The sequence below is a fragment of the Pseudomonas syringae genome, assembly GCF_001698815.1.
GTDB lineage: Bacteria > Pseudomonadota > Gammaproteobacteria > Pseudomonadales > Pseudomonadaceae > Aquipseudomonas > Aquipseudomonas syringae_A.
Genome location: NZ_LGSI01000054.1, coordinates 34,557 through 59,293 on the forward strand (window position 1 = coordinate 34,557; position 24,737 = coordinate 59,293).

Genomic DNA, 24,737 nt, shown 5'->3' on the forward strand with positions numbered 1-24,737 from the left:
TATCTCGCTGACTGGACCGACGTCTTCCCGGATAAATCCGGTCCCACAGAATCGCGCCGAGTCTTCCCGGATAAATCCGGTTCCACGGGTATTCAGCACTGCGATCCTTCGCGCACCTGCCGCCGAAACTGCCCCGGCGGCATGCCGTTTACCTGACGAAATCGGCGCGAGAAGTAGGCTTCATCGGCGAAACCACAGGCCTGGGCAATATGGCTGATGGATTGAGTGCTGTTGCTCAAGTGACTGCGCGCCAGGCGCATACGCCGTTCGAGCACCAGTTCCGAGAAACTGCTGCCGGTTTCCTTGCGCAAAAGATGGGTCAAATAGTTGGGCGACAGAAACGCTGCGGCAGCTGCGTCCTTAAGGCTGATGGCCGGGTTGTCGAGGTGCTGGCGAATGTAATCCATGACGCGACCCAAGGCATCGCGTCGACCGCGCTTGTGCGCCTTGCCCGTCGAAAGCGCCATCAATTGGTCCTGATAGAGATCACAGACGTGTCCAATCAATTGCAGCAGGCAGCCACGCAGCATCATGCCGGTGCCCAACTGGCGTGTGCGGTCCAGGTCACGCATGGTTTGCAGCAAGCCTTGCAGCCTTGCGAACTGGTCGTCGTTGAAGATGAAATCGAGATGTTCCTGAAAGCGAAACGGCGCCAGTTCAGGGGCTTCTTCCATGGGCACGTCTTCCAGGTCCAGCGAGTCGCAGTGCAGGTGTTGCAGCAGAAAATCCTGGGAAAAATTGATCAGCATGAAATTTCCATCATCAGGATGGGGAATCACGTGCAGCCGATGCGGCAGGATGAACGCCAGGGTATTGCGCGGGAACGGTCGAACCGCCCCGCCGATGTGCTGCACGGTGTCGCCACCCAGGTTGATCTGGATCTGGAAATACTCATGTCGATGGGGCGTTGTCAGCGCAGGCCGGGCAGATTTGTCACGGATGTAAAAATCGTCACGATCACTGCGCTGCTGCATATCGTAGGTAGGGATGCTGGACAGACTGACCATCGGTGACGCACCTGATTCGCTGGGCCAAGACCGTTGCATGGTAGTGCAAGGGCAACGGTCGGACCAACTGCTTCGTCGTGCTTCAGCGCGCTGCAACGGTCAGGGAAAACTGCCCGATGCCTTCGACGCCACCGGTGAGCACATCGCCAGGTTGCAACGCCGCAACGCCCGCTGGGGTGCCGGTGTAGATCAGGTCGCCGGCCTTGAGCGCCACAGACTGGGAAATATAAGCAATCACATCCTTGACTGACCAGATCTGATCCGCCAGATCGCCGCGTTGACGCTCGGCACCGTTGACGTCCAGCCAGATCAAACCTTTATCCGGATGACCGATGCGGCTGGCCGGCACCAGAGGCGTGGCCGGTGCTGACTGATCGAACGCCTTGCCCCATTCCCATGGACGCCCAGCCTTCTTCGCCACACCTTGCAGGTCACGCCGGGTCAAATCCAGCCCGACCGCGTAACCCCAAACATGGTCCAGCGCGTCTTGCGGGGCGATATCAACACCGTCTTTGCCAATCGCCACTACCAATTCAACTTCGTGATGCAGATCCCGGGTCAGCGGCGGATAGGCGATGCTGCCCTCGGCGGCAACCACTGCATCGGCAGGCTTCATGAAGAAGAACGGCGGTTCACGGTCTGGATCGTGACCCATTTCCCGGGCATGTTCGGAATAGTTGCGACCGACACAAAACACCCGGCGGATGGGAAACCGGCTGGTCGTGCCCTCAACGGCCAACGACGGGGTTTCAACAGGTGCAATGACAAACTCGCTCATGGTCCTCTCCTTCAGGGCAGTGCCTGAAAGAATCAGGCGATGAGCAGAGTCTGGGCATTTTCCGGGCGAACGGCTTGTACAGATCCACCGGGCTTATGGACGAAACAACGCAAGTGCAGCTCGAACGATCAGCTGTGCACCGGCGTCAATACCGGCTTGCCAGCGAAGAATGCCAGCAGATTATCCGCGACCAGCTGCACAGTCCCACGGGACGCTTCCGGCGACAATCCTGCTACATGGGGCGAAAGGATCACGTTATTCAGGGTCTTGAGTGCGTCGGGCACCTGAGGCTCATCATCAAAGACGTCCAGCGCCGCGCCAGCGATGCGCTGCTGCTGCAAGGCCTGGAGCAGCGCATCGGTGTCGATGACGCTGGCGCGGGCGATATTGACGATAAAGCCCTCAGCCCCCAAAGCATCAAGGGCCGCGCTGTCGATCAAGTGCCGGGTGCCCGCCCCGCCGGGTGTGGCGACGATCAGGAAATCCGAAGCACTGGCCAATTCCAGCGGCGTCGCGCAGTAGGTGTAATCCACATCATTGCGCGGCGAGCGGCTGTGATAATTCACAAGCATGTCAAAGCCCGCAGCTCGACGAGCGATAGCCATGCCAACCGCGCCAAGACCCAGGATACCCAGACGCTTGCCCTCGAACGATGGCCGGGTCAGCTTGCGCCACTCGCTGCGGCGCACCGACGCATCGGCCTGAGGAATATCGCGCACGATGGACAACAGCAACGACATCGCATGATCGGCCACCGTTGGCGCATTCACCCCGGCACCATTGGTCACGACAATGCCCCGCGCCTCGGCCGCAGGCAGGTCGACACGCTCATAGCCGGCGCCGATCACACAAATGATCTTCAAGTCGGGCAAAGCGTCCATCTCGTGCGCTTCAAATCCCAACGGCCCGCGAGTCAGCACTGCGGTGATTTCCGCGCCACGCGTCGCAATCGCCTCGGCGCGCATCGCTGGCGTTGGCGCAAGAATCAGCCGGAAACCACTGTTTTCCAGAATCGGCAAATACTCGTTAACACTTTCGACCAGTACCAGGACCGTCGTTGTCATGCTGGGCTCCAGAAAAATCCGCTGAAAGACCCAAACAGTAACGCGACTCTGCGCGCTTGGGCAGAGGTCTTTGCCAGATTCCTGGCAGGGATACAGAGCATGTAGGCGTTAAAAACAGCTCAAGTCAGAAATATCAGCGCAGCGCTACGGACATTGACCGCCTCGTTGCGCCGTTAAATCTTGTATCGCCTGCAACCTGGTCAGCGCTACGGATTTGCGCTGAACTCTGGTTGCGCTCAATCCCTGCAAGGACAGCAGCCCCCCCTTGCGTCACTTTTTTTTGGGCGTAAACTCTAAACCTAACAGATGGGTTATTGATGCGCATAGGCAAACACAAAGGACTGACCATCGCGGTATTAACCCGAAACGAACATTGCCCTCCTCATGTGCATGTCGGGAATCATGAGTGGGACGCACGTTTCCTGTTCAGCTTCTGGCATAACGGCGTTCGGCTTTGGGATGTGGTACCGGCGCAAAACGAACCCTGTGTCGCGGAGCTTGAAGAGCTTCGGCGGCTCATACGCCGCCGAGATGTTCTGCGCAAGGCAAGGGAATGTTGGTGGCGAAGTCGACAGACGCTTTGCCTGGAGAATCAGCAGTGGGACATGAACTCGGCGCAAGTGGTAAGCCCGCAAATGCAACCGGCTCAAGCATTGGCGATCTTGTCGGCAGACTTCGACGCCAGCGCTTATCGAACCCGCTTACGACTGGCAGGCGAGCCTGCATTTTTGGAGATTGAATTATGAAAACAGTGAAAGCCGTCGATCTGTTCGATGAAGTGATCACCGAACAAGGGCTGCAACAGGCAAGGGAACAAGGGCGCAAGCGGCGTAATGCCGGCCTGCTGGCATCCACGGTGGAGTTCCTGCCAGCACAGAAAGCCTTGCTGATCGGGTTTGCCGATCAGTGTGCAATCGCGTTGCCGGTCAGGAATTACCCAGAACTGGCCCACTTGAGCATTCAGGAGCTTGAAAGCCTGGAGTTGGGTTTCGGTGGCAGTGCTGTGTGTCTGGAAGCACGTGATCTGCATGTGTCGATCGCCGGGCTGATTTCCGCCAGCGTGCCGCTGATGGAGATGGCCGCCTGCATGATCGCCGCCCGTAATGGCAGCCGCAGCAGCAGCGCCAAAGCTCAGGCCGCCCGGCAAAACGGCGCGAAAGGCGGGCGACCCCGCAAGCTGGTTACCGGCTGATGAGCACTGGCTTCATCCCTGAAACCGGTTGCCGCCGTTTTTCTTCGCCAGATACATCGCCTCGTCGGCGTATTTGAACAGCTGCGCGAGGTCCGCGCCGTCGTCCGGGAAGTGGGCGACGCCGATGCTGGGCATTATCGGCCAGTCAACGCCGTTGAAATTAATCGGTTCATTGAGGCCGACGAGGATTTTGCGGGCGACGATATTGGCGTCTTCTTCCTTGTTGATACGGTCCAGCAAAACGATGAATTCGTCCCCGCCAATCCGCGCGACCGTGTCCGTTTCACGGACGCATTGAATAAGGCGCCGGGCGACTTCCTGCAAGAGTGCGTCACCTGCGGCATGTCCGAACGTGTCGTTGACCAGCTTGAATTTATCCAGGTCCAGATAAAGTACCGCCAGCTTTCCGTCGCTAAGCCGTGCGTGTTCCAGGGAACCGAGCAGCCGCTCATGCAACAACATCCGGTTGGGCAAGTGGGTCAACGGGTCGAATTGCGCCATCTGCTGCAGACGCTCGTGCATCCGCTGACGCTCGATGGCGGCGGTTGCCTGATTGGCGATGAACTGCAAAAGCTCCTGATCCTGTTCGCTGTAGTGTCCTTCGCCGCTGTGGCCTTTAACCATCAACGCGCCAATGGTTCCGCTTTGCGCGTTGAGTGGCACACCGAGCCAGCATGATGAATTGTCGTCCATCAGGCTGATCAGGGTTTGCGACAGCGAAGCTTTCTTTTGCCCACAAAAAAGCACAGCGGCACCCGTGGCAGCTATTTCCAGGGCCAGGGTTTGTGCCACCGGACTTTGCCGCAACGGGTCCTGTTCATCGATGTGATAGGGGAAGTTCAACTGCGCACGCAGCGGGTCGAACAGCGCTACCGAGAAATTCTGCGCAGGCAGCAATGTGCCGATGATTTCATGCATGTGCCGAAACAGTTCGACCAGATCCCCCGCCGTATGAGCCGCTTCGGAAATATCGAACAGTGCCTGGCGCAAGGCCTCTGAACGCTTTAGCTCAGTGATATCACGGGCTACCGCAATCCGTAAACGGTCCACCTCGGACCAACGCGCCGACCACATGATGTGAACGACATGCCCGTCTTTATGAATGTAGCGATTCTCGAAATGCAACTTGGGCTGGCCGGTCATGATATCCCGAGCCGCAGCTAACGTGCGCTCCCGGTCATCCGGGTGAACCAGGTCGAGCATCTGCTTGCCCACCAGCTCGGCGGGTGAATAGCCGAAAATCCGCTCGCTGGCGGCACTGACATACACATAACGGCCTCGCGAGTCGACTACGCAAATGGCGTCCATGAGCATATCGACGAAACCCACCAGCGCCGCGTAAGTATTGGTTTCCATAAAAAAGACTGCCTGGAAGATCTCGCGTTCACGGGGTGGACTCATTTGCCATGCAAGCTGATAACAAATGAAGGTTCATAGTGCCCAAATGCGTGCCAATGAGCTACAACCCTCTCGAAAACCCTGCGTTTGAGTGCGACATGACTCATCCGTAAGCGACAGGCGCCTTGCTGGGCCTGCCTGATGCTGTTAAAGCTTTGCGCGGATCAAGACAGTCATCCATGACGATCAGAAGGAATTACACGCCCATGTTGAAAGGAATGTCGAACAACCTGTTCCGTAAAACGCCGATTGTCCACCTGTTGGCCGCGAGTGTATTCACAAGCTTGATGCTGTCATCGGCAGTTGCGGTTTCGGCCGAAGCACCGGGCAAGGCATTGAGCGAAAAAATCGGTTTGCCATGGCCTGCGGTCATTGCCCATCGCGGCGCCTCGTTTGACGCGCCGGAAGAAACCATTCCGGCCTATACCTTGGCCCGTGAACTGGGGGCGGATTATCTCGAAATGGACATTCAGCGCACCAAGGACGGCGTGCTGATCGCCTTGCATGACGACACACTGGTACGCACCACCAACGTCGCCGAAGTTTTCCCCGCGCGCGCCAAGGATCCGGTCAGCACCTTTACCCTCGCCGAACTCAAGCAGCTCGACGCTGGATCCTGGTTCAACAAGGCCTACCCCGACCGAGCGCGCGCCAGCTATGCCGGGTTGCAGATCCTGACCCTGGATGAAGTGATCGACATCGCCGAAGGTGGCAGCAACAAGCCCGGCCTGTATATCGAAACCAAAGTTCCTGCGCAGTTTCCCGGCATTGAAGCCGACCTGAAAAAGAATCTGGACAAGCGTGGCTGGCTGACTTCGCGGCCGGCAGCAGGCGCAGGTCATGTCAACGTGGCGCACATGCCGGGCCGTGTGGTGTTGCAGACTTTCGAGAAGCCAAGTCTGGAACTGCTGCAACAAGAAATGCCGCAAGTACCGAAAGTACTGCTGTTGTGGATCGGTGAAGGATCGATCGAACCGAAATCCAGCGTGGCATTCAAGGATTCCGGCTTCAAGGACAAGGCCAGCTACTACGGCGCGCAGGAGGTCAAATCCGAAGCGGAGTTTGCCGCCTGGATGGATTGGGCCAAGGCCCATGGCGCGATTGGCACCGGTCCTTCAACCAAGCTCACCCACGGTGGCGATCAGAGCTACATGGATCTGGTCAAACCCTGGATGAACAAGATGGCCCACGACAAGGGGCTGGTGGTGCATCCCTATACCGTCGATGACGAAATGGATTTCAAGAAAGTCAGCGATGACGGCGTGGATGGTTTCTTTACCAACCGTGCTTCGCAGTTGCTGAAGTTCTATGGTCGGCCGGCGAAAGAAAGCATGGATGCAATCTTGAAGCGCAACGGCTACTGAGGGGCTGGTGCGCTCATCTGACGACGCATAAACCACTGGTTGAATGCGATTCTTTGGAGCGAACTTGCTCGCGAAGGCAATATTCCAGATTGTCTACGGCCCGTTGGAGCGAGGCTTGCCCGCGAAGGCGTCGTTTCTGGTTTGGAACCTCGGCGCATGTACCGGCCTCTTCGCGGGCAAGCCTCGCTCCCACAGATTCACCGGAACGCAACTGTGGGAGCGAACTTGTTCGCGAAGGCGTCGGTTCTGGTTTGGAGCTTCGGCAGATGTGCCGGCCTCGCTCCCACGAAGCAGAGGTTTGGCGATCATCGGCAGAGCATCCACGACCTGACCTCGACTCTGGTGTAAGCTCGTGCGCTGTTGGTTTACCCCTTCGAGAGGCTTATGCGGTCCAACTTCCGACGCTCTACCCTTGCAGCGCTGCGCGGTTTTGTCTTGCCCGGCGATGCCCTCACGATTCTGCCCACTGCCGCTGATTACCGTCGCTGCCTGCTGGAGAAAATCGCCTCGGCGACCCGGCGTATTTACATCATCGCCTTGTACTTGCAGCAGGACGAAGCCGGCCAGGAAATACTCGACGCACTGTACGCCGCCAAAGCCGCCAGGCCCGAGCTGGATGTGGTGGTGCTGGTGGACTGGTTCCGAGCGCAGCGTGGCCTGATCGGCGCGGGACGCCAGCCGGGCAATTCCACCTGGTATCAGGCGCAGAATCTGGAATATGACGAGGAAGTGCCGATCTACGGTGTGCCGGTGCAGACCCGCGAGCTGTTTGGAGTCCTGCACTTGAAAGGCAGCGTGATCGATGACGCGGTGATCTACAGCGGCGCCAGCATCAATAATGTGTACCTGCACAAGCTTGATAAATACCGTCTGGACCGCTATCACGTAGTGGACAGCAAGCCGTTGGCCGACTCGTTTCAGGATATGGTGCAGCGCGACATTCTGCCGTCCGGCGCGGTGCATCGCCTGGACCTGCCTTCGCCACCGACGTCCCGTAGCCTGCGTGGCGAAATCCGTGCCTTTCGCAACCATCTCAAGCGCGCCGTATACGACACTTCAGCCGGCGTCGCGGAGAACGGTGAGTTGCGGATCATTCCCTTGCTGGGAGTCGGCCCACGCAACCCGCTCAATCGCACGATCCTCGAACTGATCGCGGCCAGCAAAACCCAGCTGACCATTTGCACGCCTTATTTCAACGTGCCGCTGGCGGTGACGCGGGAAATCAACCGCGCGCTCAAGCGTGGCGTAAAAGTCGACATCATCATTGGCGACAAGAAGGCCAATGACTTCTTCATCCCGCCTGATGAGCCATTCAAGGTCATTTCCGCGCTGCCGTACCTTTACGAAATCAGCTTGCGGCGCTTTGCCCAGAAGCACAAAACCTCCATCGCCCGTCACCAATTGAATCTGCATCTGTGGAAGGAAGGCGATAACACCTTTCACCTCAAGGGCATGTGGATCGACGACCGCTACACCTTGCTGACCGGCAATAACCTGAACCCGCGGGCCTTCAATCTGGACCTGGAAAACGGCCTGCTGATTGACGACCCCAAAGGCCAATGGACCGGCGCACGGCAAGCCGAAATCGAAAGCCTGATGCGCAACACCCAACGCGTCGGCAAATACGACGAACTGGATACCCTCATGGAATATCCGGTCGCTGTCAGAACCTTTCTGCGCCGGGTTAGCCGGGTGCGTGCCGAGCGGTTGCTGTATCGCATCCTGTGAGGCGCGCCTGAAGCTTTCGGGGACAAGTCCCCTCCTACCTGTCGGAGGTAAGTCCGTGAAACCGGAGTCATTCAGGTCATGCGTTCAATGCGTTCCCGGATTGGCCCGCAACTGGGCCACTTTCGCCCTTACGCCGAGCCACTGGGGCTGATTCGGCGCAAATCGGTTGCGCAGGTACGCCGTCAATTCGCTGATTTGCGTATCCGACAAACTGTCCTTGAAGCCCGGCATGTATCCCAGATCCTGAGTCGCCGGGGTCGGAATGCCGTTCAGGATAATCTTCAGCAGGTTGTCGGGTTGCTGGCTGTGCAGGTTGGTATTGCTGGCCAGTGATGGACTGACACCAAACAACTTCGGCCCTTTTCCATCCGCATGACAACCCTGACAGGCGCCTTCGAAAATGCGCTTGCCCCGGTTCAATGACGCCAGCGTCGGCTTGGGCATCAATGCGTCGTCAGGCTGCCGCTGGGACAAGGCCGATGCATCCAGCGAAACTAGATAATCAGCCATGGCGCGAATGTCAGCGGTGGGCAACCTGGCCAGCTCGCTGACCACCGGCCCCATGGGACCGGCCGCCACGCCATGGGCCTCGGAATAGCCGGTGCTCAGGTAGGTGAACAGTTGCTCCTCGGTCCAGGGCGTCGGTGCTTGCGAAAGGCCGTTAAGCGCTGGCGCTTGCCAGCCATCCACTGTGCCACCAGCCAGAAACCACGCACCGTCTTTCTGCGCCCCCAGCGCGTTACGCGGCGAGTGACAGGCCGCGCAATGCCCAAGGCCGTTGACCAGATACGCACCGCGATTCCACTGCTCGCTGCGATCGGCTTGAGCCTTGAACTCCCCCTTGCGCAAAAACAACGCATTCCAGCCAGCCAGCATAGGGCGCAAGTTCCACGGATAACGCAGCTCGTTGCTTCTGGCCGGCTGGCTGACGGGTGTCTGCGCCATCAGCCAGGCGTAGAGCGCCTGCATGTCGGCATCAGTGATAGTTCTGAATGCGGTGTAAGGGAATGCCGGATACAGATGCTTGCCATCGCGGCTGATACCCTCGCGCATGGCCCGCTCGAAGGCCGGATACGACCAGTTACCGATCCCGGTTTGCGCGTCCGGAGTGATGTTGCGGGTGTAAAGGGTGCCAAATGGTGTTTGCAGGGCTCGCCCGCCCGCATTACTTGCCCCGCCTGGCGCGGTGTGACAGACCGCGCAGTCCCCCGCCGCCGCCAGCAATCGACCACGTTCCAGAGCAGCGGCTGACCAGGTGCCCGGGTCGGGTGGCGCGATGGGTGCAATTTCCGCTCGCCAGGGCCATGCGCTGCCCAGCAATGCGCCGAATGCCAAAATGATCGAACCAAACAATCCTCTGAAGCGTTTGGCTTTCAGAGGTACAGGTGCATGGCCCTCGGTTTTGGCATCTGCACCGTTGAGCGCAGCCAGCACCCGCTCGGCAGTGATCGGCAGTTCGCGAAAGCGGATTCCGGTGGCGTCGTAGATCGCATTGGCAATGGCGGCCGCGCTGGGTACCGCGGCCGACTCCCCCGCCCCCAGCGGCGACTCATTCTGGCGCGGCATCATCAACACATCGATGTCCGGCACCTGCGGGAAGGTCAGGATGGGATAACCGCCCCACTCCTTGCTGGCGACCGTAGATCGTTCGAAAGTCACCTGCTCCTTGAGTACGCGGCTGGTGGCCTGGATGACATTGCCATGAATCTGATGTTGCACCCCCGCCGGGTTGATCATCATGCCAGCGTCATGCCCCACCACCACGCGCGTCACCGACACTTCGCCGCTCAGCCTGTCCACTGCAACGTCGGCCACCCACGCCGCCCACGCTGCGCCGGAACCGGGAAATTTGCTGTGCATATAACGCGCGTAGGCAAAGCCGCGTCCGCGCAACACGTTGTCCTGTTCAGGTATCGACTTAGGCTCGATGCGTGGTGTCCACTGTGCGCGGGCTGCGGTGGCCCTGACCAACTCTGCGCCGCGCTCGTCATGCAGATAACGCAGACGATATTCGACAGGATCAACCCCCGCCGCGAAGGCCAGCTCATCGATATAGGATTCGTGGGCAAATGTGTTGGGCAGCGCCGACACCCCACGCATCCACGACGCGCGGACCATGGGCGCCATGTCGTTGATGGTGACGCGCATATGCTCGAAATCATAAGGCGCAACCGAAGTGCGATCGCCCATCTCGAACAACGCCGCCACCGGCTCGACGCGAGCGGTCAGCAACAACGCCAGAGTTGGCGCGTCGTTGGACGGATAGCTGGTCTGAAAGTCATAACCGGCCACTCCGCCGTCGGCGTTCAAGCCGCCATCGACTTCCATCAGCTGGGCCGCGCCCTTGGGTTCCCAGACATGTTCCTGTTCGCGAGTCAGCTGCACGCGCACCGGCAAACCAACGGCGCGGGACAGCAAAGCGGCGTCAGCGCTCACATCATCGGCACAGTTGCGCCCGTAACAGCCAGAAGCTTCCATGCGGATGATCTCGATGCGCTCCTCGGGATATTCCAGCAGCCAGGCCAGGTCAGCGCGCAGCAGGTGCGGGTTCTGCGTGCCGGACCAGACGCGCAAGCCCGCTGGCTGATAATCCGCCAGCGCGCACGATGGGCCGATGGAGGCATGCATCTGGTACGGCCAGACATAGCGACGCGGCATGCGCTGGCTGGCTTGGGCGAGTGCGTTTTCGATATCGCCCTGATCCAGCACTACCCGCTGCACGCGGGGGTTGGCGCGGATCGCCTGGGCAACATCATCCATGTCCGGCAACTTGTGATTCCAGTCTTTCCAGGTGACCTTGAGCAGCTGCGCAGCCTTGGCGGCCTGTTCTTCACGCAACGCAACCACGCCGACAAAATCACGAATCACCACCACCCGGACTACACCCGGAACCTGGGCGATCGACGCTTCGTCAACTTCCAGCAGGCTGTTACCGACGAAGTCGCCACTGTCCAGGCCCGCATAAGGCGGACGAATCACTCGACCGTGAAGCATGTACGGCAAGCGCATGTCATGCACGTAGGTCAGCTCGCCAGTGGCTTTGCCGGGAATATCCAGCCGCGCCGCACCCTTGCCAACCAGACGATAGGTCGCGACATCTTTCAGCGGTGCAGTACCAGAAATACCCAGTTCGTCGTGCTCATTCGATACCAGCTCGGCAAAGCTCAGCGTCCTGCCATCACCCGCCGTCACCTCTCCACGTTCGATGCTCAACGATTCCAGCGTGACGTCCAGACGCTCAGCCGCGCGTTGCAGCAGAAAGCGGCGCGCTTCTGCTGCGGCATTGCGCAAGGGGATCGCGGCAATCTGGATGGTCGCGCTGGCAATGGTCGGCCCCTGATCCGGTGCATTGGCGGTGTCGCCCAGGATCATGCACACCTGATCCAGCGCCACATCCAGTTCTTCGGCGACGATCTGCGCCAACGCGGTCCGAATCCCGGTGCCAAGGTCGACATGACCATTGAATGCATAGACATGGCCGTCATCGTTGACCGCGATGAACAGCGCCTTCTCTGGCGGTTTGAGCACCGGCACACCGCCTTTGGCCAGCGGTGCCGAGGACGGTTCGATGGTGTCGATGATCAGCAGCACGCCGGTCTTGGCCAGCAATTGGTCACGGTTCAGCAAGGCTTGAGGCATGAGGGTGATCCGTTCAAGACGTCTGGCGCGCGGCACGCCGCACCGCACGAAGTATTTCAAGGTGGGTGCCGCAGCGGCAGAGATTGCCCGACAGCTCGTGGCGAATCTCTGCGTCAGTAGGCTGGGGGATACGATCAAGCAGCGCCTTGGCGGTCATGATCATGCCGTTCATGCAGTAGCCGCATTGCGCGGCCTGCTCGTCGATGAATGCCTGTTGCACCGGATGTGGACGCTGGCGGTTACCGAGGCCCTCCAGGGTGGTGATTTCCCGCCCTTGGGCGCCGCTCAGGGGAAACACACAAGCGCGCGCGGCAATCCCGTCGATGGTCACCGTGCACGCGCCGCATTCCCCCAACCCGCAGCCGTATTTCGGGCCGTTGAGTTGCAAGTCATTGCGCAACACCAGTAACAGCGGTGTATCAAGCATGGCGGTGACAGCAGCGGTCTGGCCATTGACCCGCAAGGTCACGGTCCTTTCAGGTGCCATGACGGGCTCGCCCATGGATTGCTCTCCCTTTTCAAAAAGCCCTCCGTGGCGTTTGTGAAGTGGTTACTTCATGAAATATGAGCAGCGATGGAGCATTTGATAGAAGTTGCTCTGATGAAAGCCGCTATTTAAACCCAGATCGCCCTGTACTTTTTCAGGCGCCTGAGCGGCAAGCCCAAGCTTTCGGGTGAGTTTCCTGGCCTCAAGCCGCTACTTACGGGTATTAACATTGTTACTACAGACGCTTCCTACTTCTTTTAAGGACGCATCACTCAAACCGCGAGTACATTTCTTCTCACCTTTGTTCAACAATCCTTCTATCTTCGGCGGCCACTTGCTGATCACCCCCGCCGCTTCCAGGACAAATCCATGCCCCCAGCAGATGTAAAAAGCACATTGACCAACGTCAACGACCCCATCAAAGCGCTGTACCGAAAAATCACCTGGAAGCTGATCCCGTTCCTGTGCTTCTGTTATCTGGCGGCTTATCTGGACCGGATCAACATCGGTTTCGCCAAATTGCAGATGCTCGATCAACTGCATTTCAGCGAGACCGCATTCGGTCTGGGCGCCGGGCTGTTTTTCGTCGGTTACATCCTGTTCGAAGTGCCCAGCAATCTGGTCCTGGAAAGGATCGGCGCGAGGATCTGGATCGCCCGGATCATGATCACCTGGGGTCTGCTTTCGGCATGCACGATGCTGGTCACCACGACCACGCAGTTCTATGTGTTGCGATTTCTGCTTGGCGTGGCCGAAGCCGGCTTCCTGCCGGGCGTATTGTTTTACCTGACCACCTGGTTTCCCACGTATCGACGGGGCCGCATCATTGCGCTGTTCATGCTCGGCCTGCCGCTGTCGAGCATCATCGGCGGCCCGTTGTCCGGCTGGATCATGAGCCACTTCGACCAGGCCGCCGGACTGCGCGGCTGGCAATGGCTGTTTCTGCTCGAAGCGGTGCCGAGCGTCCTGTTGGGGGTGCTGACCTTCTGGCTGCTGCCGAACAATCATCGCCAGGCCCGCTGGCTGGACGACACGGAAAAGCGCCTGCTGGAAAGCGAACTGGCCCTGGATGCCGCCGATGAAAAGGGCAGCAAATACAGCTTTCGCGACGGTTTCTTCAATCTCAAGGTCTGGATGCTCGGCGGCATCGACTTCTCGATGCTGCTCAGCGCCTATGCCATGGGCTTCTGGATGCCGACGTTCATCCGCAATGCGGGCGTGACTGAAACCTTCCATATCGGTGTGCTGACCGCGCTGCCGAGCATTGCCGCGCTACTGGGCATGCTGTTTATCGGCGCCAGTTCGGACCGGCATCGGGAACGGCGCTGGCACATCATTGTGCCGTACCTGATTGGCGCGGCGGCCATGGCCGGCAGCACCTTTTTCACCCACGACGTGGTGGCAACCGTGCTGCTGTTCGCGATCGCCTCAGCGGGAATATTCGGCGCATTGCCAGCATTCTTCAGCCTGCCGGCGACCTTTCTCAAAGGCCGCGCCGCCGCAACCGGGTTCGCCCTGGCCTGCTCATTGGCGAACATCGCCGGCCTGGTGAGCAATTCACTGATGGGCATCGCCATGGACGTCACCGGCAGCAGTGCTGGCGTCATGTGGTTCTTCGCCGCTTGCCTGGTCATGAGCAGCTTGTTGGTGGTGGCGTTGCCGGCGAAGGTGGTAAATCGCTGAAGGTTGTGGGGCCAACTTGTTGGCGAGACGCAGATTGCCTCGCGAACACGTTCGCTAATGAAAATCTAACGACCGGTAGGAGGGGACTTGTCCCCGAAAGGCGATGGTCCTGACAACGAAAATCCGGAAGATTAACGCTGTCTGAACTACCGCCTTTCGGGGACAAGTCCCCTCCTACCTAATGTTCTATGTTTGCTGCACATAGTGTCTGATGTGCTCAAATCGCAGCTATCTACGACGGCGTTACCTGCCCCTACCCCACCAACGCAATCAACTGCTGCCGCTGGGCATCGGTCAGCATCGGGCCGAATCCGGCGCCGGCGTTTTCCGCCATATAACGCGGATTGCCAGTGCCCGGAATGACGCAGGTAACCGCCGAATGGGCGAGCAGAAACTTGAGTGCCAGCTGCGCCCAACTCGTCACTTGAACCTGCGCCGCCCAGCCCGGCAACGGTTTGTCCTTGAGTCGACCCAGCAAACCACCGCCGCCGAACGGCCGATTGCAGATCACCGCGACGCCGCGCTCGCGACACAGGGGCAACAGACGCGCTTCGGCGGCCCGGTCGTCCAGCGCATAGTTGATCTGCAGAAAATCCAGCTGCTCGGCCTTGAGCACCGCTTCGACATCGGCATACGCCGACGACGTGTAATGGGTGATGCCGATGTAGCGAATGCGGCCTTCTTCTTTCCACTGACGCAGAGTCGGCAGATGCGTTTTCCAGTCGAGCAGATTGTGAATCTGCATCAGGTCGATGCGCTCGGTGCGCAGCAACCTGAACGACTCTTCCATCTGCGCGATCCCTTCCTTGCGACCGCGCGTCCAGACCTTGGTGGCGAGAAATGCAGGCGAACGGGGTTGATGAATAGACAAGAGCTCGCCAGTCGACTGTTCCGCGCGACCGTACATGGGCGAGCTGTCGATCAGCGTGCCGCCGGCGGCGAACAGTGCATCGATGACGGCGGGCAGGCTTTTATAGGCCGCGCTCGAGGTTGCCACATCAAAACCGCGATACGTGCCCAAACCGACGATAGGCAGCGGCTCGTTGCTGGAGGGAATGGCGCGGGTCAGCATTTTTCTGGCTCCTGTCGGCAAGGTCGAAGGTGAAGTCGGCGAAGGAATGGTCGGTGGCCTGGACTCGCCAGCTGCCGTGTCGAACGCGAAAGCCGCTGATAGGCCAGCCGCCAGCGTGAGAATTCTTCTGCGTGTGAAAACAGCAGGGTCGGACATGAGTTTCCCCTTATCTGTCGTTCGTGGTCGCCCGGTGCGCCTGTCGCTTTGCCAGCCAGAAACACAGCCAGGCCCAAAGCCCGGCAAAGGGCACGATAACCATAGCCAACAGCCCGAAACCCGTACCCAGCGCTGTCAAACCAACGGACAACCAGCCACTCGCGGCGTCGCCGCCCCGATACACCACGGTTTCGATGACATTCTTGGCCTTGTACTTTTCCTCCCGGCTCACCACAGTCCATAGCACTTCGCGACCGGGCCGGACAATGGCGAACTCCACAGCACGACGCAGCCCTTGCGCCAGCGCGACGGTAGCGGGCGCTGGCGCCAGGGCCATTGCGGTGAAAGCCGCCACCGTCGCCAAAGGCAGCGCCACCAGCGCACCGCCGATGCCAACGAAGCGGATCAACGGTGCCGTCAGCACCAACTGAAAGACCAGCGTCAATGCCGACACAATCAGGTCGACCGTCGCAAAAAATTGCGTGCGGCTCGCCACATCAGCGTAGCTGCCAGCGACAATCCGACCCTGCTCGAAATACAACAGGGTCGCCGCGCTGGTGTGCAGCAACATAAACAGCACCATCCCGAACAGATACGGCGAGCGCATGATCAGCGTCACGCCCGCCAGCATGCTGCCACCCATGCGCTGCTCATCCTTGGTCACGTCCCGATCCTGCGTCTGGGTCCGACTCAGCAGCGCCCGATAGCACTGCACCGCCGCTTCAAGCAGCAGTGCGGCGGCGAAGGTCAAGGCAATCGGGCCAAGACGGGTCGCCATGGTTGCCGCGAGCAAGGGCCCGATGAAGGTGCCAAGCGTGCCCCCCGCCGCAATGAAGCCGAACAGCCGTCGCCCTTGCTCGCTGGAAAACCGGTCCACCAGCACACTCCAGAAAATGGAGACGATGAACAGGTTGTAAATGCTGATCCAGACGAAGAACACCCGGCCGACTGCCACGGGGGCAATGTGATTGGCGATCAGCACTCCGAATACCAGCATCGACAACGCGATCAGGCGATAGAGCAAAGGGACAAAGCGTCTCGGCGGCAATCGGGAAACCAGCGCGCCAAACAGCGGCACCATCACCAGCATTGCCACGAACGTCGCGGTGAACAGCCATTGCAATTTATCGGCGCCGCCTTCGAGCCCCAGCGCATCGCGCAACGGCCGGACCAGGTAATAGCTGGCCAGCACGCAGAAATGAAAGGCGAAACCCAGCAGCAAGGCGACCTTCTCAGCAGGTTCTACCTTGACCCACTTCAACGTGGCGGCAACGGGCATGACGACAATCCGGCGTACATATCGGGCAAAGATTCGTGGATTGGCATCGCGTTCTCCCGTGCGGCTACTGATTGGTCGACCGTGCCTGAGCGGGTCGGTTCAAAACACGGTCGTCCGGTTCAGCTCAAGCATGTTGAACGACTGCCGGACACGCACGTCAGACCTGCATCGGCCCTCAAGAGCGCATCCCCTTATGAGCAACGTCATTTCCACCGAGCAACTGGCCACGGTTGATCTGCGCATGATCAATGAAATCTGGCTATCGTCTGCTGAAGTCCCGCAAGTAGAAGACGCTCATCAGCCGAAGCTGTGCCTGTGGCGCGGCGAGCAGCTATTCACTCACGACATGATGAGCGAAGGCACCCATGGGCAGAACGTCAATCGTTTATGGCTGCACGTGGAGAATATCGATGACCAGACCACGATTCGCAGCATCGAAGAAGCCATTCGCCAGCGCTTGGCATTAATGGATATGACGGGTGAATTTTATCCCGCAGAACAGGCTGATACTCACGGGCAGCCGGGTCAGGGCTGCTGACCCAGCTGCACCCACATTTTTTTAGTGATGCGCTGACGATTCTGATATCCGGCCCACGGGTCAGTTTTCAGCGCCCTCAAACGTTCCTGCAGGTTGCTGACATTCCATTGCCGGGCTGACGTCAAACCCTCCAGCTCATCACGGGCGACCGGCACCGAAACCGGCAAACCTGGCCGGGCACGGGCCGAATAGGCAACCACCGTACTTGCGCCTCGGGTGTTGCGCAGGTAATCGATAAACACTTTCCCCACCCGGTTTTTCGGGCCCATGGTTGCCGTGAAGCGTTCGGGTAATTGTTGGCTGATGAACTCGGCGATGGCCTTGGCGAAGGCTTTTACGGTGTCCCAGTCCGCCTGCCGCGCCAGGGGCACGATGATGTGCATACCCTTGCCGCCGCTGGTTTTGATGAACGCTTCGAGTCCCAATTCGTCGAGCGCCGAAAGCGTCATTTGCGTCGCTTCGATGATGCTGCGCCACGGCAGCTTGTCGTCGGGATCGAGGTCCAGCACGATGTGATCCGGCGTTTCGATCCGATCACTGCTGGCACCCCAGCGATGCAGTTCGATAGTACCCATCTGCGCAGCGCCCACCAGAGCCTGCACTGTGTCGATCTCCATCAGTCGCGCATGACCGGGGTCCAGTCCGGGCTTGAGCTGCTTGATATTGGGAATCTTCAGGCGCTCGGCATGCTTCTGGAAAAACTGTTCGCCCTCCACGCCTTCGGGACAGCGCAGCAAGGCTACCGGCCGGTTCTTCAAGTGCGGCAGGATCCGGTCGGCGACGGTTGCGTAATAGTGGGCAAGGTCCACTTTGTGGATGCCGCTTTCGGCGTCGATCACCCGGTCTGGATGACTGATGCTGACACCCGCCACGTCGATGCGGCTTTTCGCTGATTTAGCTGGTTTTGCGCTGGCTGTCTTATTCGGTGAAGCGGCCGACGTTTTGCGCTTGGCTTTGGCTGGCTGTCCGGGTGGATGTTCGACTGATTTTTCCTTGCCCACCAAAGCGCCGCTTACCACACTTTGCGGCTGATCCTGGACGATGTCGTATTCATCACCAGAGCGGGCAACCTGATCCTTTTCCTTGATCAGCAGCCACTGCGGCTTGTCGCTGCTGCCCTTGAGCCGGGTGCGGACCAGCGTCCAGTCACCGGTAAGCTTTTCCCCGACCAGCGTGAATTTGAGCTTGCCCTGTTTATAGGTGTCACGGGGATCGCCATGAGGTTGCCAGATCCCCCGGTCCCAGACGATCACATCTCCGGCGCCGTATTGCCCTTCGGGAATGCTGCCTTCGAAATTGGCGTAACCCAGCGGATGGTCTTCAACCTGCACCGCCAGGCGCTTGTTGGCCGGATCGAGGCTCGGGCCTTTCGGCACTGCCCAGCTTTTGAGAGTACCGCCCAGCTCAAGGCGAAAATCGTAATGCAAATTACGCGCGTCGTGTTTGTGAATGACGAAGCTCAACGCCTTCGCGGCGTCCTTGCCCTTGGCGCGGGCAGGCGACTCCGCTGGCTCGGAAGTGATGTCGAAGTTGCGCTTGCGTGCGTATTCACTCACCGGTTGGGCCATGGTCGATCCTCCGTTCAAGCCTGTTGTCAGGAAGCCTTGGTGGTTTTCTTGCGCGCAGGCGCCCGACGTTTGGCCGGGGCTTCGGCGGCCGTCTTGGTCGCGGGTTTGCCGGCCGGTTTGGCCGCGCTTTTACTGCCCGCGCTTTTACCCGCCAGACTGCGTTTGAGCAGCTCGGTAAGGTCGATGACGTCAGCGCTTTTACGTTCGGTGTCCTCGGTATCGGTTTCCACCGTTTCAAGTTTGCCTTCCCGGGCCTTGGTTTCCACCAGATGCATGATCTGGTCCTGGAAGGTGTCGCGATAATCCTCCGGCTGCCAGTCAGCACTCATGTCCTCAACCAAGCGCTTGGCCATGCTCAGCTCCGCCTTGCTGAGTTTGACGTCGGTGACCGCATCGGTCAGTTCGAGCGTGTCCAGGCCACGCACTTCCGAGGGCCAGCGCAGGATCACCAGAACCATCGCCGACTCCAGCGGCATCACCGCCGCCAGATGCTGGCGGGTGTGCAGCACCACATTGGCCAAGGCGACTTTTTTGGTTTCATTCAGGGTTTCGCGAAGCAACGCATAGACTTTCTCGCCACGTTTGTCCGGGGCGAGAAAATACGGGGTTTCGATGTGTTGCAAAGGGATTTGCTTGCTGTCGACAAAGCCGAAGATTTCAATGGTCTGGGTCGACTTGGGGTGCGCCGCGCGAATTTCCTCTTCGCTGAGGACCACGTATTGGCCCTTCTCGTACTGCACGCCTTTGACGATGTTTTCCTTGGTCATCTCCTTGCCGGTGACCTTGTTGATGCGTTTATAGCCCACCGGCTCCATGCTGCGCTTGTCGAGCCAGTCAAAATCAACGCCTTGCGAAGACGTCGCCGACACCAGCGCGACGGGAATATGCACCAGCCCAAAACTGATCGCGCCTTTCCAGATTGCCCTTGCCATCGCCTGATTCCCTGTCTGAGGTGTTTAAAAGTGACAGGCGCGGCGCGGCAAAAGTTTCGAAGGAACGACAGGCGTCACAGACAAGAAAAAACCCGCCGGAGCGGGTTTGCTGAAACAGGCCTCAAGCGGCGCGAGGAATGAACGCACCGGGATCGATATGAAAACGGGCCGCCAGGCGAGCAACCATTTCGACGGTCAGTTTTCGTTCCCCATTGAGAATCCGTGACACCACGCTTTTATCACCGATCTCGGGAAGATCGGCACCTGTCAGCTTGTTCTGCAGCATCAACGCCTTGATCAGGTCCACTTCGCTCAGCCCTTCAACACGCGCATTGAACGCAGACAGCTGCGGTGCCCTGTTTTCGTAGAGCTCAACTGTGTCACACAAGATATCAAGCAAGTTGCTTTCGACTGGAGTCAGGGCCTGACCGTCGGTTAACTCATCCATCAATGCCAGCGCTTTCTGATACTCGGCCGGATTTTCGATGTGGTGGATGAAATGCGCGCCGTGGCGATCCATGTCCAGGCGGAGCGTTGCCATGCGTTGAGCCAATTCGCGTATGGCAGCGTTATCTACGATACGTTCGGCTATTGCAGCACTCATGGTCTAACCCCCGTTTTCTGCGTTTGATACCACTTGTTGGCCTTCGTGTATTCGGCATGGGTATAGATATGTTTAACGAAAACCAGCTGTTTGGTGAACTCAATCGCTGCAATAACCCGCAGATTATTTCCACCAATATCGATCACGTACCACCCGTTTCTGTGGGTAAAGCGATCAAGCGTGTTGAATGTCCTTTTCAATTCGACAGAAGTTTCAGCTACCGATTTATGAAGCAGACGATAGGTGGCGTCCAGGTTCGCAGCATCGTTCGGATGACGTCTGGCCGCCTCATCGAAAGCAATCTTCTTGAAAATTCGCATCAGCATCCCTGTTGAAGTTTTGGCAACCCTAACGGCGAGTTGCCAAAATGTCAACCACTCGAAATCCCGAATCGCTAGCCCTCACTCTTATCCAGCGTCCGCAACTTCGCCGGCAAGCCCCACATCAGCAGCGCGGCGGCAAGCAGCGTGGAGACGCCAATGACGTAGAGTGCTGGCGTGGTGCTGCCGGTCAGGTCTTTGATGCGCCCGACCATGACCGGACTGACGATGCCGCCGAACTGGCCCAGGGTGTTGATCAGGGCGATGCCACCGGCAGCACCGGCACCTGCGCCGGCCAGCAGTTTTGGTGGCAAGGTCCAGAATGCCGGGATCGAGGCGACGATGCCTGCACCCAGCATGGCCAGGGAGATGATCAGGAACACCGTGTGCTGGGCGAAAATGCCGGCGCTGAAGAAACCCACGGCACCGAGGACGACCAGCCCGCAGACGTATTTACGCCGTTCGCCGCTGGAGTCGGACAAGCGACCGATCACTATCATGCTGATCGCGCCGAAGATGTATGGAATCGCCGTCAGCAAGCCGATGATCACAGGGCTTTCCGTGCCTGCGCTGCGAATCAGCTGTGGTGCCCAGAAGTTCAGGCCGTAGGACGCCACCTGGATCAGGAAGTAAATCAGCCCCAGCATGAGGAAGCCGGGCATCTTCAACGCGCTGAGCAGTGAGCCGCCATGCTTGTTCGGTTCATGCTGGGCAATGCGGCTGGAGAGGTAGGTTTTTTCTTCGGAAGTCAGCCAATGGGCATCGGCGATTTTGTCCTTGAGCACCAGCAGCACCAACAGGCCCAGGCCGATGCATGGCAAGCCGCCCAACAGAAACAGCCAATGCCAGCCGCGCATGTCGAGCAAGCCGTCCATGTGCCCCAACACCAGGCCCGAAACCGGCGCGCCGACCAGTCCGGCGAACGCCGACGCCAGGAACAGGATCGAGGTGATTCGCCCACGGTAGGTCTGCGGGAACCACAAGGTCAGGTAATACAAAACGCCCGGAGCGAAACCGGCTTCCATGGCGCCTATAATGAAACGCAGCACATAGAACTGCCATTCGGTGTTGACGAATACCATCAAGGCCGTCGCGACACCCCACGACATCATGATCCGAGCGATCCAGCGCCGCGCGCCGACCTTGTAGAGCATGATGTTGCTCGGCACTTCGAACAGCACATAACCGACCACAAACAACCCGGCGCCCAGACCATAAGCAGTATCGCTAAGGCTGAGGTCCGCCTGTAACTGAAACTTGGCGAAGCTGATATTGATGCGATCGAAAAAGGCGAACAGGTAGCACACCATGATCAGGGGCATCAGCCGCCATGCCACTTTGCGAACCAGCGATTTCTCGGCGTCGGCGATCTGCGCGGGCGTACTGCCTGCGTTCAAAACAGAAACGGTCATGTGCGTGTCTCCAGGCGGCCCCTTCTAAGGAGGCCGTTTGTTTTTGTTGTCTGGTAGGAAGGGGCATTGGCCCCGTTCAAGCGCTAACGGTAGTGCGTTGACTCAACCCGGCAGGTTGGTCGGCGCTGGATGCAGGTCGCTGTTGCGTCCTGCCTTAGCGACCTGACCGGGCATTTCATGGCCCAGCAGGTCCGGCAATTGCCGGGAAAGCTGCAAAAGGTGCGGCAAATCGATACCGGTCTGGATACCCATTTCCTCGCACATGTTTACCAGGTCCTCGGTGCAGATATTCCCGGATGCACCCGGCGCGAACGGGCAACCGCCGAGGCCGCCGAGGGACGCATCGAATCGTCGTGCGCCAGCCTCATACGCGGCCAGGACATTGCTCAGGCCAAGACCCCGCGTGTTATGAAAGTGCAAGGTCAACGCCGCTGCCGGAATCCGGGTCAACACCCGCTGGACCAGCCGATGGACCTGACGTGGATTGGCCATGCCGGTGGTGTCCGCCAGGCTGATGCCTTGCATGCCCAGTTCCAGATAGGCATCGACGATTTGCAGCACACGGTCTTCGCTGATCGGTCCTTCGAACGGGCAACCAAAGGTGGTGGCGATTGACCCATTGAGGCTCAGCGAAGTACCGCGAGCCAACGCCACCACATCGCCAAATGCTGCAAGGGATTGCTCGCAACGCATGCGCATGTTCGCCTGGTTGTGCGTCTGGCTGGCGGACATCACCAGATTCAGCTCATCGGCGCCCGCATCCAGCGCACGTTGCGCGCCCTTGAGGTTGGGAATCAGCGCGACGTAGGTGACGCCCGCCTGACGATGAATGCCACGAAACACTTCATCGCCATCGCGCAGGGCCGGAATCGCCTTGGGAGAAACGAAAGATCCTGCTTCGATCCGGGAAAAGCCTGCCAGCGACAGCTGATCAATCAACGCGATCTTGTCGGCGGTTTCGACCCACTTCGGCTCAATCTGCAAACCGTCGCGCGGGGCAACTTCCTGGACGATCAGACGTTCGGAAAAGTCAGTGATCATTGCACCACTCCTTCCTGCTTGAGACGCTGGATGTCGGCAGCGGTGATGCCCAGGCTGTCGAGCACGCTGTCGGTGTGCTGGCCCAGGCTCGGCCCTTGCCAGTTCACTTCGCCGGGGGTTTCCGAGAGTTTGGGAACGATGCCGGGCATTTTCACTGCGGCACCGCCAGGCAACTCGGCGTCGAGGATCATGCCTCGCGCCTGATAATGAGGATCGGCCACGATGTCGGCGACGTTGTAGATCCGCCCGGCAGGCACTTCGGCCTGCTCCAGCACGCGCAGCACCTCGTCGATGGGCAGGCTGGAAGACCAGACGCTGATTGCCTCGTCGAGCAGCGCGCACTGCGCGGCACGCCCGTCGTTGTGGGCGAATTCCGGGTTTTCTCCCAGATCACTGCGCCCGATAGCCAGCATCAGGCGCTTGAAGATCGGGTCGCTGTTGCCGGCGATGACCACATAAGCGCCATCGGCGGTGGGATAGGTGTTGGACGGGGCAATGCCAGGCAAGGCGCCGCCGCTGCGCTCGCGAATGTGACCGAGCATGTCGTACTCCGGCACCAGGCTTTCCATCACGTTGAAGACGCTTTCCGCCAGCGACACATCGACGATCTGCCCATCACCCTGCCCGGTCTTGACCCGCAGCAATGCCATCAAGGCACCCATCACGGCATGCATCGACGCCAGAGAATCGCCGAGGCTGACGCCGACCCGCGCCGGTGGTGTGCCGGGTGTGCCGGTGGTGTAGCGAATCCCGCCCATGGCCTCGCCGATCGCACCGAAGCCCGGCCGGTCACGATAAGGGCCGGTCTGGCCATAGCCGGAAATACGCACCAGGGTCAACTTCGGGTTCAGGGCATGCAGCACGTCCCAGCCCAGGCCAAGTTTTTCCAGGGCGCCAGGACGCAGGTTCTCGATCAGCACGTCGGTGCTTTCGGCCAGTTGCTTGACGATGGCAATGCCTTCGGGGGATTTCAGGTTCAGCGCGAGGGATTTCTTGTTGCGCGACTGCAAGTACCACCACAAGGACGTGCCTTCATGGAGTTTTCGCCATTTGCGAAGAGGATCACCCTGCCCCATGGCCTCGATCTTGATTACCTCGGCACCGAATTCGGCCATCAGGCGCGCGGCGAACGGCGCGGCAATCAAAGTGCCGATTTCAATGACGCGAATGCCGTTCAGAGGGGCAGTCATGATAGTTACCTCTTTTGTTCTTGGAATTTGAACCCAGCGTAGAGGACCGGGCGCGGATAAATCCAACCTTCAGTTGGCAAAGGTCGTTCGCGAAACGCGAACGCTGCGCTGTGGATCTGTAGGAGGGGACTTGTCCCCGAAGCGCTGGCTCAGACGACGAATATCTGGAGAACCGCGTTGATCGTTCAATCGCATTCGGGGACAAGTCCCCTCCTACCGGGTTTACACCAATCGGGTAGGACCGGACTTGTCCGGGAAATCGTTGGCGCAGATACCGGGCTGGGT

Annotated in this window: 21 protein-coding genes; 6 read left to right on the forward strand and 15 right to left on the reverse strand. The window is 59.2% G+C overall.

Going from position 1 to position 24,737, the window contains the following annotated elements; genetic code table 11:
* Nucleotides 1-92: 92 nt before the first annotated feature.
* From AFK24_RS19065 to AFK24_RS19075, 3 genes are all read right to left on the reverse strand, one after another.
* Nucleotides 93-1,007: a helix-turn-helix transcriptional regulator gene (locus tag AFK24_RS19065; protein WP_065834710.1), complete on the reverse strand. Its 915-nt coding sequence runs from the start codon at nucleotides 1,005-1,007 to the stop codon at nucleotides 93-95.
* An 82-nt stretch (nucleotides 1,008-1,089) separates the two neighbouring features.
* Entirely contained in the window at nucleotides 1,090-1,785 is a 696-nt protein-coding gene (locus AFK24_RS19070; RefSeq protein WP_065834711.1) for a fumarylacetoacetate hydrolase family protein, read from the reverse strand.
* Between the two features lie 128 nt (nucleotides 1,786-1,913).
* Nucleotides 1,914-2,849 carry a 2-hydroxyacid dehydrogenase gene (locus AFK24_RS19075; RefSeq protein WP_065834712.1) on the reverse strand — a complete coding sequence of 312 codons (936 nt, stop codon included), beginning with the start codon at nucleotides 2,847-2,849 and terminating at the stop codon, nucleotides 1,914-1,916.
* A 317-nt stretch (nucleotides 2,850-3,166) separates the two neighbouring features.
* On the opposite strand from AFK24_RS19075, the gene AFK24_RS30065 reads away from it, so the two are divergent.
* Complete coding sequence (locus AFK24_RS30065) at nucleotides 3,167-3,595, forward strand: DUF4160 domain-containing protein (protein ID WP_080482211.1); 429 nt, start codon at nucleotides 3,167-3,169, stop codon at nucleotides 3,593-3,595.
* Nucleotides 3,592-4,041 carry a DUF2442 domain-containing protein gene (locus tag AFK24_RS19080; protein WP_065834713.1) on the forward strand — a complete coding sequence of 150 codons (450 nt, stop codon included), beginning with the start codon at nucleotides 3,592-3,594 and terminating at the stop codon, nucleotides 4,039-4,041. Before AFK24_RS30065 ends, AFK24_RS19080 begins: the two co-directional genes overlap by 4 nt.
* A 12-nt stretch (nucleotides 4,042-4,053) precedes the next feature.
* Here AFK24_RS19080 and AFK24_RS19085 read toward each other — a convergent pair whose 3' ends face one another.
* Complete coding sequence (locus AFK24_RS19085; RefSeq protein WP_065834714.1) at nucleotides 4,054-5,397, reverse strand: sensor domain-containing protein; 1,344 nt, start codon at nucleotides 5,395-5,397, stop codon at nucleotides 4,054-4,056.
* Between the two features lie 248 nt (nucleotides 5,398-5,645).
* Between AFK24_RS19085 and AFK24_RS19090 the strand changes: the two genes are divergently transcribed.
* Both AFK24_RS19090 and pssA read left to right on the forward strand, forming a co-directional pair.
* The gene (locus AFK24_RS19090; RefSeq protein ID WP_065834715.1) at nucleotides 5,646-6,803 is read left to right on the forward strand and encodes a glycerophosphodiester phosphodiesterase; all 1,158 of its coding nucleotides are present in this window, start codon (nucleotides 5,646-5,648) and stop codon (nucleotides 6,801-6,803) included.
* A gap of 384 nt (nucleotides 6,804-7,187) precedes the next feature.
* Nucleotides 7,188-8,531, forward strand: coding sequence for a CDP-diacylglycerol--serine O-phosphatidyltransferase (pssA, locus tag AFK24_RS19100; RefSeq protein ID WP_065834717.1), 1,344 nt, complete (start codon nucleotides 7,188-7,190; stop codon nucleotides 8,529-8,531).
* An 84-nt stretch (nucleotides 8,532-8,615) separates the two neighbouring features.
* Here pssA and AFK24_RS19105 read toward each other — a convergent pair whose 3' ends face one another.
* Nucleotides 8,616-12,170, reverse strand: coding sequence for a molybdopterin cofactor-binding domain-containing protein (locus tag AFK24_RS19105; RefSeq protein WP_065834718.1), 3,555 nt, complete (start codon nucleotides 12,168-12,170; stop codon nucleotides 8,616-8,618).
* Nucleotides 12,171-12,183: 13 nt separating this feature from the next.
* The gene (locus tag AFK24_RS19110; RefSeq protein ID WP_065834719.1) at nucleotides 12,184-12,672 is read right to left on the reverse strand and encodes a (2Fe-2S)-binding protein; all 489 of its coding nucleotides are present in this window, start codon (nucleotides 12,670-12,672) and stop codon (nucleotides 12,184-12,186) included.
* Nucleotides 12,673-13,026: 354 nt separating this feature from the next.
* On the opposite strand from AFK24_RS19110, the gene AFK24_RS19115 reads away from it, so the two are divergent.
* Nucleotides 13,027-14,340 (forward strand): MFS transporter, encoded by a 1,314-nt coding sequence (locus AFK24_RS19115; protein ID WP_065834720.1) that lies wholly within the window; start codon nucleotides 13,027-13,029, stop codon nucleotides 14,338-14,340.
* A 253-nt stretch (nucleotides 14,341-14,593) separates the two neighbouring features.
* Here the strand turns inward: AFK24_RS19115 and AFK24_RS19120 are convergent, their stop codons facing one another.
* Together AFK24_RS19120 and AFK24_RS19125 are read right to left on the reverse strand one after the other, a co-directional pair.
* Nucleotides 14,594-15,568 (reverse strand): aldo/keto reductase, encoded by a 975-nt coding sequence (locus AFK24_RS19120; RefSeq protein WP_080482212.1) that lies wholly within the window; start codon nucleotides 15,566-15,568, stop codon nucleotides 14,594-14,596.
* A gap of 10 nt (nucleotides 15,569-15,578) precedes the next feature.
* Nucleotides 15,579-16,847: an NTP/NDP exchange transporter gene (locus AFK24_RS19125; protein ID WP_065834722.1), complete on the reverse strand. Its 1,269-nt coding sequence runs from the start codon at nucleotides 16,845-16,847 to the stop codon at nucleotides 15,579-15,581.
* A 193-nt stretch (nucleotides 16,848-17,040) separates the two neighbouring features.
* On the opposite strand from AFK24_RS19125, the gene AFK24_RS19130 reads away from it, so the two are divergent.
* Complete coding sequence (locus tag AFK24_RS19130; protein WP_065834723.1) at nucleotides 17,041-17,385, forward strand: hypothetical protein; 345 nt, start codon at nucleotides 17,041-17,043, stop codon at nucleotides 17,383-17,385.
* On the opposite strand, the gene ligD is transcribed toward AFK24_RS19130, so the two are convergent.
* The 7 genes from ligD to AFK24_RS19165 form a co-directional block, all read right to left on the reverse strand.
* A complete protein-coding gene (gene ligD / locus AFK24_RS19135; protein ID WP_065834724.1) occupies nucleotides 17,373-18,953 on the reverse strand; it encodes a DNA ligase D in 1,581 nt (526 codons plus the stop codon). The genes AFK24_RS19130 and ligD overlap by 13 nt on opposite strands.
* A 26-nt stretch (nucleotides 18,954-18,979) precedes the next feature.
* Complete coding sequence (locus tag AFK24_RS19140; RefSeq protein WP_065834725.1) at nucleotides 18,980-19,885, reverse strand: Ku protein; 906 nt, start codon at nucleotides 19,883-19,885, stop codon at nucleotides 18,980-18,982.
* Nucleotides 19,886-20,006: 121 nt separating this feature from the next.
* Entirely contained in the window at nucleotides 20,007-20,489 is a 483-nt protein-coding gene (locus tag AFK24_RS19145; RefSeq protein ID WP_205884875.1) for a helix-turn-helix domain-containing protein, read from the reverse strand.
* Nucleotides 20,486-20,863, reverse strand: coding sequence for a type II toxin-antitoxin system HigB family toxin (locus AFK24_RS19150; protein ID WP_240500416.1), 378 nt, complete (start codon nucleotides 20,861-20,863; stop codon nucleotides 20,486-20,488). The genes AFK24_RS19145 and AFK24_RS19150 overlap by 4 nt, the downstream gene beginning before the upstream one ends.
* A gap of 20 nt (nucleotides 20,864-20,883) precedes the next feature.
* Nucleotides 20,884-22,221, reverse strand: a complete 1,338-nt coding sequence (locus tag AFK24_RS19155; protein ID WP_065834726.1) for an MFS transporter — start codon at nucleotides 22,219-22,221, stop codon at nucleotides 20,884-20,886.
* Nucleotides 22,222-22,323: 102 nt separating this feature from the next.
* Complete coding sequence (locus AFK24_RS19160; protein ID WP_065834727.1) at nucleotides 22,324-23,262, reverse strand: hydroxymethylglutaryl-CoA lyase; 939 nt, start codon at nucleotides 23,260-23,262, stop codon at nucleotides 22,324-22,326.
* Complete coding sequence (locus AFK24_RS19165) at nucleotides 23,259-24,452, reverse strand: CaiB/BaiF CoA transferase family protein (RefSeq protein WP_065834728.1); 1,194 nt, start codon at nucleotides 24,450-24,452, stop codon at nucleotides 23,259-23,261. The genes AFK24_RS19160 and AFK24_RS19165 overlap by 4 nt, the downstream gene beginning before the upstream one ends.
* Nucleotides 24,453-24,737: the final 285 nt, after the last annotated feature.

Bases quoted from the DNA above. Each gene is read 5' to 3' on its own strand.
- AFK24_RS19065 (WP_065834710.1), bottom strand. From the start codon at position 1,007: ATGGTCAGTCTGTCCAGCATCCCTACCTACGATATGCAGCAGCGCAGT.
- AFK24_RS19070 (WP_065834711.1), bottom strand. From the start codon at position 1,785: ATGAGCGAGTTTGTCATTGCACCTGTTGAAACCCCGTCGTTGGCCGTT.
- AFK24_RS19075 (WP_065834712.1), bottom strand. From the start codon at position 2,849: ATGACAACGACGGTCCTGGTACTGGTCGAAAGTGTTAACGAGTATTTG.
- AFK24_RS30065 (WP_080482211.1), top strand. From the start codon at position 3,167: ATGCGCATAGGCAAACACAAAGGACTGACCATCGCGGTATTAACCCGA.
- AFK24_RS19080 (WP_065834713.1), top strand. From the start codon at position 3,592: ATGAAAACAGTGAAAGCCGTCGATCTGTTCGATGAAGTGATCACCGAA.
- AFK24_RS19085 (WP_065834714.1), bottom strand. From the start codon at position 5,397: ATGGAAACCAATACTTACGCGGCGCTGGTGGGTTTCGTCGATATGCTC.
- AFK24_RS19090 (WP_065834715.1), top strand. From the start codon at position 5,646: ATGTTGAAAGGAATGTCGAACAACCTGTTCCGTAAAACGCCGATTGTC.
- pssA (WP_065834717.1), top strand. From the start codon at position 7,188: ATGCGGTCCAACTTCCGACGCTCTACCCTTGCAGCGCTGCGCGGTTTT.
- AFK24_RS19105 (WP_065834718.1), bottom strand. From the start codon at position 12,170: ATGCCTCAAGCCTTGCTGAACCGTGACCAATTGCTGGCCAAGACCGGC.
- AFK24_RS19110 (WP_065834719.1), bottom strand. From the start codon at position 12,672: ATGGGCGAGCCCGTCATGGCACCTGAAAGGACCGTGACCTTGCGGGTC.
- AFK24_RS19115 (WP_065834720.1), top strand. From the start codon at position 13,027: ATGCCCCCAGCAGATGTAAAAAGCACATTGACCAACGTCAACGACCCC.
- AFK24_RS19120 (WP_080482212.1), bottom strand. From the start codon at position 15,568: ATGTCCGACCCTGCTGTTTTCACACGCAGAAGAATTCTCACGCTGGCG.
- AFK24_RS19125 (WP_065834722.1), bottom strand. From the start codon at position 16,847: ATGCCCGTTGCCGCCACGTTGAAGTGGGTCAAGGTAGAACCTGCTGAG.
- AFK24_RS19130 (WP_065834723.1), top strand. From the start codon at position 17,041: ATGAGCAACGTCATTTCCACCGAGCAACTGGCCACGGTTGATCTGCGC.
- ligD (WP_065834724.1), bottom strand. From the start codon at position 18,953: ATGGCCCAACCGGTGAGTGAATACGCACGCAAGCGCAACTTCGACATC.
- AFK24_RS19140 (WP_065834725.1), bottom strand. From the start codon at position 19,885: ATGGCAAGGGCAATCTGGAAAGGCGCGATCAGTTTTGGGCTGGTGCAT.
- AFK24_RS19145 (WP_205884875.1), bottom strand. From the start codon at position 20,489: ATGAGTGCTGCAATAGCCGAACGTATCGTAGATAACGCTGCCATACGC.
- AFK24_RS19155 (WP_065834726.1), bottom strand. From the start codon at position 22,221: ATGACCGTTTCTGTTTTGAACGCAGGCAGTACGCCCGCGCAGATCGCC.
- AFK24_RS19160 (WP_065834727.1), bottom strand. From the start codon at position 23,262: ATGATCACTGACTTTTCCGAACGTCTGATCGTCCAGGAAGTTGCCCCG.
- AFK24_RS19165 (WP_065834728.1), bottom strand. From the start codon at position 24,452: ATGACTGCCCCTCTGAACGGCATTCGCGTCATTGAAATCGGCACTTTG.